The sequence below is a fragment of the Aquimarina sp. AD1 genome, assembly GCF_003443695.1.
Lineage (GTDB): Bacteria > Bacteroidota > Bacteroidia > Flavobacteriales > Flavobacteriaceae > Aquimarina > Aquimarina latercula.
In genome coordinates this window covers 361241-373449 of the sequence record NZ_CP031966.1, presented here as the reverse complement: position 1 = coordinate 373449, position 12209 = coordinate 361241, and the positions used below count along the sequence as shown (strand labels likewise).

At 31.6% G+C, this 12209-nt stretch carries 9 protein-coding genes; 6 read left to right on the top strand and 3 right to left on the bottom strand.

All coding sequences use genetic code 11. From position 1 onward, the window contains the following. Positions 1–18 precede the first annotated feature (18 nt). Both D1815_RS01685 and D1815_RS01680 read left to right on the top strand, forming a co-directional pair. The gene (locus D1815_RS01685) at positions 19–1470 is read left to right on the top strand and encodes a DUF3526 domain-containing protein (protein WP_118385682.1); all 1452 of its coding nucleotides are present in this window, start codon (positions 19–21) and stop codon (positions 1468–1470) included. After that, complete coding sequence (locus D1815_RS01680; protein WP_118385681.1) at positions 1467–2813, top strand: DUF3526 domain-containing protein; 1347 nt, start codon at positions 1467–1469, stop codon at positions 2811–2813. The genes D1815_RS01685 and D1815_RS01680 overlap by 4 nt, the downstream gene beginning before the upstream one ends. A gap of 25 nt (positions 2814–2838) precedes the next feature. On the opposite strand, the gene D1815_RS01675 is transcribed toward D1815_RS01680, so the two are convergent. Further along, a complete protein-coding gene (locus tag D1815_RS01675) occupies positions 2839–3897 on the bottom strand; it encodes a succinylglutamate desuccinylase/aspartoacylase family protein (RefSeq protein ID WP_118385680.1) in 1059 nt (352 codons plus the stop codon). Positions 3898–4045: 148 nt separating this feature from the next. On the opposite strand from D1815_RS01675, the gene D1815_RS01670 reads away from it, so the two are divergent. Then, positions 4046–4651: a pyridoxamine 5'-phosphate oxidase family protein gene (locus D1815_RS01670; protein ID WP_027391906.1), complete on the top strand. Its 606-nt coding sequence runs from the start codon at positions 4046–4048 to the stop codon at positions 4649–4651. Positions 4652–4727: 76 nt separating this feature from the next. On the opposite strand, the gene D1815_RS01665 is transcribed toward D1815_RS01670, so the two are convergent. Both D1815_RS01665 and D1815_RS01660 read right to left on the bottom strand, forming a co-directional pair. Continuing rightward, positions 4728–6071 carry a PAS domain-containing sensor histidine kinase gene (locus D1815_RS01665; RefSeq protein ID WP_118385679.1) on the bottom strand — a complete coding sequence of 448 codons (1344 nt, stop codon included), beginning with the start codon at positions 6069–6071 and terminating at the stop codon, positions 4728–4730. Further along, on the bottom strand, positions 6061–7407 hold the full coding sequence (locus D1815_RS01660; RefSeq protein ID WP_118385678.1) for a sigma-54 dependent transcriptional regulator: 1347 nt from the start codon (positions 7405–7407) through the stop codon (positions 6061–6063). Before D1815_RS01660 ends, D1815_RS01665 begins: the two co-directional genes overlap by 11 nt. A gap of 364 nt (positions 7408–7771) precedes the next feature. Between D1815_RS01660 and D1815_RS01655 the strand changes: the two genes are divergently transcribed. Genes D1815_RS01655 through D1815_RS01645 form a run of 3 tightly spaced genes read left to right on the top strand, consistent with a single transcriptional unit; the run spans position 7772 to position 12172 of the window. Further along, on the top strand, positions 7772–9022 hold the full coding sequence (locus D1815_RS01655; protein WP_118385677.1) for an efflux RND transporter periplasmic adaptor subunit: 1251 nt from the start codon (positions 7772–7774) through the stop codon (positions 9020–9022). A 27-nt stretch (positions 9023–9049) separates the two neighbouring features. After that, the gene (locus tag D1815_RS01650; protein ID WP_027391911.1) at positions 9050–9727 is read left to right on the top strand and encodes an ABC transporter ATP-binding protein; all 678 of its coding nucleotides are present in this window, start codon (positions 9050–9052) and stop codon (positions 9725–9727) included. A 45-nt stretch (positions 9728–9772) separates the two neighbouring features. Further along, positions 9773–12172, top strand: coding sequence for an ABC transporter permease (locus D1815_RS01645; RefSeq protein WP_118385676.1), 2400 nt, complete (start codon positions 9773–9775; stop codon positions 12170–12172). Positions 12173–12209: the final 37 nt, after the last annotated feature.

The window sequence follows — 12209 nt, the reverse complement described above, 5'->3', positions numbered from 1 at the left end:
AACAATAAAAGCGAACATATGAAATGGGTTAATATTAAGTTATTCGTATTAAACTTTTGGCATAATGCAACAACTCCCAAGAGTTTCTATCTATTGTATTCCATTTTTATAGTATTAACGTGCTATGCCGCTGTTAGTGGTGTGAAAAATCATATTACACAGAATGAAATTCGATTAGATCATCAAGTCAAAGCTAGACAGAGTTGGGAGGCTAACCCAGATAAGCATCCACACCGAATGGCTCATTTTGGAACTTTTGCTTTTAGAATAAATGCTTCCTTAGGAATATTTGATCATGGGTTAGAAAGTTTTACTGGGAATACAGTTTTTTTAGAAGCCCATCGACAAAATAGCGTAAACTTTTCTGAAGCTACTTTTTCTACAGGTATGCTGCGATTCGGAGAATTAAGCTTATCATTATTATTACAGCTAGTACTTCCGTTGGTCTTGTTTTTTTTAGGATTCTCTAGTGTTGCAAAAGATCGCCAGAATGGAACGCTAAAAATGTTATTGTCCCAAGGAGCTACCTGGAAAGAGATCTTATTCGGAAAATCTCTCGGACTTTTTGCTATTTCTATGTTGTATTTTATTCCCGTTTTTTTGACAGTAATTATTGCCCTTTTGATTTATGGACAACAAGGTGCTAATGATTTTCTTTGGCTACGGTTATTATTCATAAGCTTTGGCTATTTAGCTTTTCTATTTATTATATCAACCTTAACCATCATTGTTTCTGCAAGCACCCATACTTCAAAAGGTGCTTTACTTAGGTTATTAGGTATTTGGTTACTATTAGTGGTGTTATTACCAAAATCTGCACAAGCTATGGGTAATTATTGGTTTCCTACTCCTAGCAAATTAGCATTTCAATCTGCTATTGAAAAAGAAGTTGTTAAAAAAGGTGATAGTCACAATCCTAATGATCCACATTATAATAATCTAAGGGACTCTGTTTTAAGTGTTCATAATGTTAAAAAAGTAACAGATTTGCCTTTTAACTACTCAGGTTTTGTTATGAGAGAGGGAGAAAAAATAACGGCTAATTTGTATCGAAAGCATTATAAAAAATTGATCTCTATTTATAACAGTCAAAATGATGTAACCCAGTTTTCATCATTTATCAATCCTTTTACTGCTATCAAACAATTATCCATGATAATGTCAGGAACAGATTTTTCATCTTATATTGATTTTCAAGATCAAGCCGATACGTATCGTTATCAGTTAGCTCAAACTATGAATGAATTACAAATGGAATATATAAGTCCAAAAAAAGAAAGTGGATCTGAAGGAAAAAAACATGTAGTTGATCATGAACATTGGTCAGAATTTAAAGATTTTAGACACCAACCAATGATTTTTTCTAAATCAATTAAAGAAGCTTCTCTTACATTGATCTCCATAACATTATGGATGTTATTTGTCTTCTGGTTATTGTTATTCACATCAAAAAAAGCAAAAGCTATATGACAACGTTAAAGTTATTTTTACAGCAATGTATCAGATCTAAAGAGGTCCGGATAAGTTTATTGCTTATTACACTTTTAGGTATAATTAGTATTGTTATTGGCAATAAACATCTGGAGAGACAACAAGATGCAATAGCAGAAGTAAAATCATATCAAGCACAACATTTTGATCGACAAGTAGCGCTGCATAATGAAGACTTAGGGTTATTACTATATTATGCAAAATTCGCCTATATAAACAACTTAAACCCATTAGCTGGACTATCCATTGGTCAGTCAGATGTGAATCCTACTGTAAAGCGAATTACTATTAAGACTTTTGAAGCTCAAAAATATGATACTGATTTGGTAAACCCAATGAATTTACAATCCGGTAATCTCGATCTATCATTTGTAATCATTTATTTATTTCCATTATTAGTCATTGTGCTATCTTTTAATGTTCTTTCTGAAGAAACAGAAACTGGTACTTGGCGATTAGTAACCATACAAGCGAGATCTAAATTAGGGTTCATTATATTAAAGCTTTTAATCCGAATGCTATTATTATATGCTGCACTAATCGTTCTTTTTTTCATAGCAAAACTAGTGCTTAATCTAACTTTTGACCGTAACTTATTTTGGATGTTAGGGCTATCAATGTTATATATCCTATTTTGGTTTACGCTTACTTTTTTTATCATTATTTTCAAGAAATCTTCTGGTTTTAATGCCTTATTACTTTTATCAGTTTGGCTAGTACTAATCATTCTTTTACCTGCTGGCATTAATGCATATGTATCAACGAAATATCCGGTCCCAGAAGCATTAAGCACAGCTATAGCACAGAGAGATGGGTATCACGTTAAATGGGATACCGATAAATTAGCAACTATAGAGAAGTTTTATGAACACTATCCTCAATTTAAAAGATATGGATATCCTACAGATGGGTTTAACTGGTTATGGTATTACGCCATGCAACAAATGGGAGATGATGACTCTAAAAATCAACAAGAAGCTTTAAATGAAAAGATAAAGCTACGTGAACAAACCAGTAATCAAATTGCATCAATAATTCCGAATATGCATATACAACTAGTTTTTAATCGATTATCTGGGACAAGTATGAGTCAACAAATGGATTATCTAGAAGCTACTGATGCGTATCATGAAAAACTAAGATTGTTTTTTTATCCAAAAATATTTGAAAAACAACAAGCAGAGACTATCGATTGGAAACAATTTACTCCAGAATATTATGAAACAAACACTAAGATATCACCTGTAAGAAGTATGATTCCAATTGTAATTGCATCCATATTTATGATTTTGATTTCAATACCAAGAATAAGACGTTTATAATTCGAATAGTAAGCTTTGTGTCTCTTTACATTGTTGGTATCATACCAACATTCATAATAGTTTCACCTTTATTAATAGGAGGAGTACCAATCATATAAAGGATCATTCCATTTTGTGATGCTTTAATATTTTCTAATGTATTGCCAAAAAAATCAGTTATGTATCCAACTGGTTCTCCTTTTTTAATAAAGTCCCCTGCTTTTTTATCAGAATAAAAAAGTCCAGTTGATAGACTTTTAATTGTAAATCGCTTCGCTACGATTATTGGTTTTGTTGAAACAGATTCGTCATTAGAGCTAGAGCTCATCATGTTAAGATGAACTAATAACGAAAACATTCCATCAACAATTCTATTCGTTTCCATTTTATCAGGAATCCCCAATTTACCACACTCAATATCAACCGAAGGTATTTTACGATGAAATGCTTCTTGTGAACAATACAAACTAGGTGTCTGGAGTCGTTCCTTTTTAATATTAAAAATGATAGTATAATCAAAACCCATTGCTAAAGCCATTTCTTTTCCTTTTCTAGAAACTTGTGGGAGCGCTTCGCTCTGATACCATGCATTATAAGAACGTAAATCTTCTGGTGCATCCCCAGCATGTATATCAACAAAGAAATTAGATCTTGCGATTACTTCTTTGGTAAGTACATCTGCCATGCGTTCGGTTATAGATCCATTAGCATCGCCAGGAAAAGAACGATTTAAATTCTTATTATCCAATGGATTTAAAAATGGGCTTCTACCTAAAAAAGCTGGTACATTAGCTATTTGCACTAAGATAATCGTACCTGATAATTTTGTTGGGTTTATTTTTTGATTCAATTGTTGAGCTGCAAGAATAGGTGGATATTCATAGCCATGAACTCCCGCTGTGATTCCTAAAACAGGCCCTGATTTTAATCCATGAAATATAGTAACAGGAATATAGGTACTATCCTTATCACTAACTACAGGTATTTTGAAATTTTCTTTAGTTCCTGGTTTGATAGATTTATTTTGAAAAATAAAAGAATTTTGTGCTATCCCATTAGCGACAAAAAAAATAAAAACGTATAACAAGAGTCTTGTGTTGAGCATATAAACAAAGATAATTAAGCTTATACAAAGTAAATTATAATAAGCTTTTATACATCATTATTATAATATAAAGTTTTGGTAAGTTTTATTAAAATTATGAAAGCTATTATAAAATACATAGACTATTAAGGTGATTTAAAATTTAGATATGAGTAAGAATTTTGTTAGTGATATAGCGTTTAGTGCAGAGGTAAAAAAGCGACAGGAAGAAATGGGGTCCAGAAAAACTTATCAAAAAATGGCAGAACGTCGTGATTGGCAGGATGAGATAAATGATAGTCTTAGATCTTTTATCAGTTTAAGAGATTCATTTTATATGGCTTCTGTAAATGCTAATGGGCAACCTTATATTCAACATCGAGGTGGACCTAAAGGATTCCTTAAAATATTAGATAAAAAACACTTAGCATTTGCTGATTATTCTGGAAACAGGCAGTACATATCAGTTGGTAATTTTGACACTAACACTAAAGTTCATCTTTTTTTAATGGATTACCCTAACAGGATGAGAATAAAAATTTGGGGAGAAATTGTTACTCACGAACCAAATAACCCACTTTTACAACAGGTACTTGATGAAAATTATACCGCCGAAGTAGAACGTATAATAAAAATTAAAGTTAACGCGTGGGATATCAATTGTCCTCAACATATAGAACAAAGATTCACAACCGAAGAATTTCAACCTCGTGTAAAACAACTTGAAAATAAAATAATCGAATTAGAAAAACAGTTAAAGGAACTTCAAAAATAGAACTATAAAAAAGGATAATTAAAAACTAATTATTTTTCCGCTTTTATATAACAAAATATAATTGCCAATTTAATCTCTAGAATACTAGACTAAACACGGTACCTTCATTTTCTCTGCTATTAACCAAAATTTTACCCTTATGGAGTAACATTATTTGTTTACATAAACTAAGTCCTATTCCACTACCTGTAGATTTACTTGTGAAAAACGGAATAAAAATACTATCCATAATATCTTGAGGAATCCCAGAACCATTATCATATACTTTAATAACTATATTTCTATTTGGTTTTTGTTCTGCTAGTACTCTTATTTGTGGATCTGGTCTATGCTTACACGCATCAACCGCATTAAGAATAAGGTTAATTAGTACCTGTTCTATAAGGTAGCTATCAATATCTAATTCAATTTTTGGAGGAGTAACCTTAAACTCAATGTTTATATTTTTTACATCTAGAGATGGTTGCATTAATAATTGTATCGTTTCAAAAAGTTCGGTTATTTTTTTTCTATCAAGGTTTAAGTGTGTTACTTTACTAAGACTTCGATAGGTCTTAGCAAATTTCAATAGACCTTCACTCCTATTCTTAATTGTTTTTATACCTGAATTTAAATCTTCAATTTCTAATGGATAGTCATCTGGATTATCAAGAGTAAGCTGTAAATGCGACTGTAAAGTATCTGCCAAAGACGAAATAGGCGCTATAGAATTCATAATTTCATGAGTCATTACACTCAACAATTTCTTCCAAGCTTCAGATTCATTCCTATTTAGTGTATCATCTATATTTTGTAATACTATAAGCTTAAATGGATCTTCTTTTACCTGAAAAACGGTATCAGAAATTAATACTTTTATTTTCTCATTTTGAACCGCGATAGAAATTGAATTTGGTTCTTTATGATATGTTTCAAATATAGCATCATATAGATCTGGTTTTCTTCCTTCTACAAAACGAATATTCTTAAACGAAGGAACATCTAAAGTTTCTCTAAAAGAATCATTAGACCATAATACATCTCCTGTTTCTAGATTATAGGCAATAATCCCAATATCTACCATTTCTAAAATCTTCTGTAGATATACATATTGGGCTTCATTCTTAGAGTTTATTTCTTTAATCGTTCTATTAACTTCATTAAAACCTTTATATAAAAACCTGATATCCTTTGGTCCTCTATCTTCTGGGAACCATCTAGAAAAATCTCGATATTTAACAGCTTCAAAAAAATCATCCATCACTACAAAACGTCTTTTCACAAAACTATATGTAGAATATAAAAAGTATAAAATAACGAAGCTAATTATAGTAATACTACTGGTATACTCTTTATCAATAGTATACACAAGACCTAATATTAGAGCTACCAATATTAAAATCCTAAAAAAGAGTCTGGCAATATAACCGTTATAGTTCATATTTATCTAGCCTTCTATATAATGCTGCTCTGGTTATTCCTAACTCTTTTGCAGATTTTGAAACATTCCCTTTATTTTTTTCTAAAACAGTAAGAATTGCATTTTTTTCTAAACTATCTAAATTCATTGTGGTGCTAGAAGTTTTACTAGTCTGTCTTTCTATGGAAGAAAACACCAAATCTTCTGGTTTTAAGGAAGTACTATCAGCCATAATTACGGCTCGTTCTAAAACATATTGTAATTCCCTTACGTTACCAGGGAAATCGTGATTTTTTAATTTAGAAATAAAACCAGAATCCAATGAAAATTGGCTTTTATTGTATTTATCAGCATATACGGATATAAAATGTTTTGCCAACAATGTAATATCCGTTCCTCTATCTCGTAAAGGTGGCATTACAATATCTACCGTATTAATTCTATAAATTAAATCTTTTCTAAACTTTTGCTCATCTGCTAATACTTTTGGTTCAATATTAGTAGCGCAAATAAGTCTAATATCAATTGATATAGCTTCATTAGATCCTAGTGGAGTAACTAATCTATTTTGTAACACAGTTAGTAAACGTACTTGCTGTCCTAAAGTAATATTACCAATCTCATCTAAGAATAATGTTCCACCATTAGCAGCCTCAAACCGCCCTACTCTATCTTCTTTAGCATCTGTAAAGGCACCTTTTTTATATCCAAATAACTCACTCTCGAACAATGAAGATGTTAATGCTCCAACATCTACTTTAACAAAAGGTTGATCTCTTCTATTAGAATTATCGTGTAATGCTTTTGCAATTAAATCTTTACCAGTACCATTTTCTCCTAAAATCAGAACATTTGCATCCGTAGGTGCAACCTTTTTTAGTTTTAAAAAAACATCTTTAATTGCTTCGCTTTCGCCTATTATTGCACTTGTTCCTACCTGAGATGATTTATTATCAGAAGCATTGGATTTTCTAGCCTTTAATAAAGAACTAATCGTGTGTATTATTTTTTCATTTTTCCAAGGTTTCACTAAAAAATCAGAAGCCCCTTCTTTTAATGCTCTAATTGCTAAATCAATATCCGCATAAGCAGTGATTAACACCACATCTGTTTTTGGTTTCGACTTTTTAATTTCATTTAACCAAAAAATACCTTCATTTCCGGTATTGACCAAACCATTAAAATTCATGTCAAGTATAATAATATCAAAACTCTTTTTATTTATCTGAGCTCCAATATTACTTGGGTTTTTTTCGATTACCACCTCTTTCACCAAAGGCTTAAATAAAAGACGTAATGCAGTTAGTACATCTACATCGTCATCAATAACTAAAATCGTAGCTTCTTTTAATACCATTGATACAATATTACAATATTATCTGCAGCATATAAAAAATAGAAAAATAAAATACTAAAGATTCTTAAATGTACTATTTCCGAACAGAAAGTGTATCGAAATCGAACACTTTTATTTTTATAAAAAATCATTAAATACTGATAATCAGCACCTTGTTTTTTTGGCACCATCTTGACTACATAAGAAATGAACACAAATAAGATGATAACCTATAACTAGATAACACAAAATAAAATGAGCAAATCAATTCTAATATTAATAGTAAGCTTACTGACTATAAAAGATGTTTGAAAATCTATTAACCAATTCGAAAAAAAAATAAAACAAAATCAACTAATAAACATCAATAATCAAAAGACCTGACATGGACGTTCCAATTCAAAAAAAGAAATTCTCAAAATCACGTGTAGCAATGTTGATAGGTGGTGTACTACTCCTAGCACTTTTAATATTTGTGTTTTCACAATCAATGGGTGGTTCTAAGTTAAATGTAGAGAAAGAACGCATTGCAATAAGTACAATTAAAAAAGATGTATTTCAAGAAAACATACCTGTTAATGGAATTGTATTACCAATTACAACTATCTATCTAGATGCTTTAGAAGGTGGAAGAGTAGAAGAAAAATTTGTAGAAGATGGTGCCATAATGAAAAAAGGAGAACCAATATTAAGATTGTCAAACACCGATCTAGAATTAAGTCTTATCAATCAAGAAACTTCAGTATATAATTTATTAACTCAAATGCAGATTTCTCAAAATGCTGCTCGTCAAAACACAATCAATCGTCGTAATCAATTTACCGATGTAGAAAACAGTTTGATAGAAGCTAAAAGAGTATATGAATTAAATAAAAGATTATATGATAAAGGAGCTGTAGGGCGACAAGAATATGAATCTTCTGCTAATGATTACAAATATCAACAACAACGTATGCAACTGGCTAAACAAGTATTAAGTCAAGATTCTTCTGCTACTAAACAAGAAGTTAGTCAAGCGCAGAGTTCATATGCTAGAACACAAAGTGCTCTAGAACTAATGAGAAAAAAAGTTGGTGATCTTGTAGTGCGTGCCCCAGTAGATGGCCAATTAACATCACTAGATGCAGAAATTGGACAATCAAAAAACAAAGGAGAACGACTAGGGCAAATTGATGTATTAAGCGGATTTAAAGTAAGAGTAGATATTGATGAACATTATATTTCAAGAATTTATAATGGCCAAAAAGGAACCTTTGCCTTTAATAATGAAACATATACGTTAATCATAAAAAAGGTATTTACTCAGGTAAACAATGGAAGGTTTCAAGTAGATATGCAATTCGAAGGTAATGTACCGGAAGGAATAAGAAGAGGGCAAAATCTTCAAATCCGAGTAGCACTTAGCGCAGAAAAACAAGCACTATTAATTCCGAAAGGAGGATTCTTTCAAAAAACTGGAGGTAATTGGGTATATAAAATAACAGAAAACGGAAACTCAGCATATAAAGTAGCTATCCGATTAGGTAGTCAAAATACAGAATACTATGAAATTATTGAAGGGTTACTACCTGGAGATAAAGTGGTAACATCAAGCTATGATAGCTTTGGAGACACTGAAGAATTAATATTAAAGTAAAAAAAGTCAATTAAAAAAACGAATAAAATGATACAAATTACGGACTTAGAAAAGTTTTACAGAACTGAAGAAGTACAGACCATAGCACTAAACAAACTATCTTTTAATGTTAAAGAAGGGGAATTTGTTGCCATCATGGGACCATCAGGGTGTGGTAAATCAACGCTACTTAATATTCTAGGGTTATTAGATGATCCCGATGGAGGAAGTTTCAAATTTAATGGTCAAGAAGTAGCTGGATATAATGAGCGTAAACGTTCGGATCTTCGAAAACATAATGTAGGTTTTGTTTTTCAAAGCTTTAACCTGATTGATGAACTTACAGTTTTTGAAAATGTAGAGCTTCCATTAATCTATACAGGTGTTAAACCAGCAGAACGAAAAAAACGTGTAGAAGAGGTTTTAGAAAAAATGCAAATCATGCATAGACGTAACCACTTTCCGCAGCAATTATCCGGTGGACAACAACAACGTGTAGCAGTAGCAAGAGCTGTTGTCAATAACCCGAAACTTATCTTGGCAGATGAACCTACAGGTAACTTAGATAGTACCAATGGTAATGAAGTAATGGATTTATTAATTGAATTAAATGAAGCGGGCACCACAATTATCATGGTTACACATAGTGAACATGATGCTAAATATAGTCATCGAATCATAAGAATGCTAGACGGACAAAAGGTTACAGAAAACGTATTAGTATAGAGGTCATCATCAAATCATCAAAAAACGAACAGTAAATCAGTAATTATGTTTAAGAATTATATCAAAATAGCATTTAGAAATCTCCTTAAAAACAGAATATATTCCTTGATTAATATTTCTGGTCTAGCCATTGGTATGGCAGTGACTATTATGATTGGACTTTGGGTTACAGATGAACTTAATTACAACAATTATTTTAATAACAAATCTACCGTTGCTCAGATATTTCAAAGTCAAACCTTTAATGGAAAGACTGGAACTGGGCCTGCAATCCCAAGGCCTTTGGAATTCGAACTACGTGAAAATTACAATGACCATTTTGAACATTTAGTAATGTCTTCTTGGACCAACTCTTCATACTTACGATATGGAGAAACTAGTATTTCACGTTCAGGTAATTTTATGCAAGAAGGTGGCCCTAAAATATTAGATTTAAACATTTTACAAGGAGTAAGACAAGGGTTAAAAGAAAACAATTCTATAATGCTATCACAATCTACTGCAAAAGCATTATTCAATAAAGAAAATCCTATTGGTAAGATAATCAAATTACAGAATGAAACAGATATGATCGTTACCGCTGTATATGAAGATGTTCCTATCAATAACTCTTTTGAAGATATGCATTATATCAGTCCTTGGAAATTTTATACTAAAATGCAACCTTGGATAGAAAATGCAAAAGATTCTTGGGGTAATAATTCTTTTCAACTGTTTGTTCAGATTAACAAAAACACAACAATGGAAGCTGTAACTTCCATTATAAAAGATGCTAAGAAAAAAGTAGCAGAGGACGAATCTAGATTTAATCCGCAATTAATGCTATTACCAATGGATGATTGGCATCTACGTTCTAATTTTGTAGACGGTATACGCAAAAATGGACGTATAGAAAATGTTTGGCTTTTTGGGATAATTGGGCTTTTTGTTTTATTACTTGCTTGTATCAATTTTGTCAATTTAAGCACAGCGCGTTCAGAAAAACGTGCTACAGAAGTTGGTATTAGAAAATCTATTGGCTCTAAAAGAGGACAACTTATTTTTCAATTTTTAAGTGAATCATTTTTAGTAGTTGTCTTTTCTTATGTATTAGCCATTATAATGGTATTACTCTTCTTAAGCAGTTTTAACAACCTAGCCAGTAAAGAAATTGTATTTCCTTGGAGTAGTATCCAATTTTGGGGTATTTCTTTAATTTTTATCCTTATCACTTCCTTCTTATCAGGTAGCTACCCTGCTTTATACTTATCTTCTTTCAACCCTGTTGCTGTATTAAAAGGCACATTTAAAGCAGGTCGTTTTGCAGCATTGCCAAGAAAAGTATTAGTAGTTACACAGTTTACTGTTTCCATTGCTCTTATAATAGGTACACTCATAGTTATGAATCAAATAGAGTTCAGTAAAAACAGACCTGCAGGTTATAGTAAAAAAGGATTGGTACAAATTCCAACATTCAGCCCAGAATTCGAAGGTAAGGCAGATATTATGCGTAATCAATTTATCGCGTCTGGTGCTGTCACGGAAATGGCAACCACCAGTAGTCCCACCACAGCAGTTTGGTCTAATCGCGGAGGATATACTTGGGAAGGGAAACCAGAAGGATTTCAAGAAGATCTAGCATATACCGCTGTTTCGTATGAATTTACAGAAGCGCTTAATATTGAATTAGTAGCCGGCAGAGGCTTCTCTAGAGAATTTGCTACAGATTCTAACGCCGTAATACTTAATGAAACAGCCGTTAAGTATATGGGGCTAAAAGATCCAATTGGAAAATATATAAGAGATTCTGATATAGAAGATCCGGAACCTCCAATGCAAATTATCGGTATTATGAAAGATATGATTGTGCAATCACCTTATAGTCCTGTAAAACAAGCAATGTACGTATTTGATAGACATAATAATGCTAGTTATTACAATGTACGTTTAAACCCCGATAAAAGCATAAGTAGTAGTTTACAATTAATCGAAGAAATATTCAAAAAGAATTTTCCAAACCTCCCTTTTGATTATCAATTTGTAGATCAAGAATATGCCAAAAAATTTAGAGCAGAAGAGAGAATTGCAGGTCTTGCCAAAGTATTTACAATCTTAGCTATTTTTATAAGTCTTTTAGGTTTATTTGGCCTAGCTTCTTTTGTAGCAGAACAACGTACCAAGGAAATTGGTGTAAGAAAAATACTTGGAGCTTCTCTAGGTAATTTATGGATGTTACTTTCTAAAGACTTTATAACCTTGGTAATTATAGCACTCTTTATTGCCGCTCCGATTGCTTATTATTTTATGAGTCAATGGTTACAAAAATTTTCTTATCGTACAGAGATCTCTTGGAATACATTTATTATAGCAGGTTTTGGAGCACTTATTATTACAATCATAACTATTAGTATACAAGCCATAAAATCGGTCACAGCCAATCCAGTCGATTCATTACGAACAGAATAAATAAATCAATCAATTTATCACTTTAGACAAATCAAAA

What these genes read in the sequence shown, in the direction of transcription:
- D1815_RS01685 (WP_118385682.1), top strand. Translation starts at nt 19, where the DNA reads ATGAAATGGGTTAATATTAAGTTATTCGTATTAAACTTTTGGCATAAT.
- D1815_RS01680 (WP_118385681.1), top strand. Translation starts at nt 1,467, where the DNA reads ATGACAACGTTAAAGTTATTTTTACAGCAATGTATCAGATCTAAAGAG.
- D1815_RS01675 (WP_118385680.1), bottom strand. Translation starts at nt 3,897, where the DNA reads ATGCTCAACACAAGACTCTTGTTATACGTTTTTATTTTTTTTGTCGCT.
- D1815_RS01670 (WP_027391906.1), top strand. Translation starts at nt 4,046, where the DNA reads ATGAGTAAGAATTTTGTTAGTGATATAGCGTTTAGTGCAGAGGTAAAA.
- D1815_RS01665 (WP_118385679.1), bottom strand. Translation starts at nt 6,071, where the DNA reads ATGAACTATAACGGTTATATTGCCAGACTCTTTTTTAGGATTTTAATA.
- D1815_RS01660 (WP_118385678.1), bottom strand. Translation starts at nt 7,407, where the DNA reads ATGGTATTAAAAGAAGCTACGATTTTAGTTATTGATGACGATGTAGAT.
- D1815_RS01655 (WP_118385677.1), top strand. Translation starts at nt 7,772, where the DNA reads ATGGACGTTCCAATTCAAAAAAAGAAATTCTCAAAATCACGTGTAGCA.
- D1815_RS01650 (WP_027391911.1), top strand. Translation starts at nt 9,050, where the DNA reads ATGATACAAATTACGGACTTAGAAAAGTTTTACAGAACTGAAGAAGTA.
- D1815_RS01645 (WP_118385676.1), top strand. Translation starts at nt 9,773, where the DNA reads ATGTTTAAGAATTATATCAAAATAGCATTTAGAAATCTCCTTAAAAAC.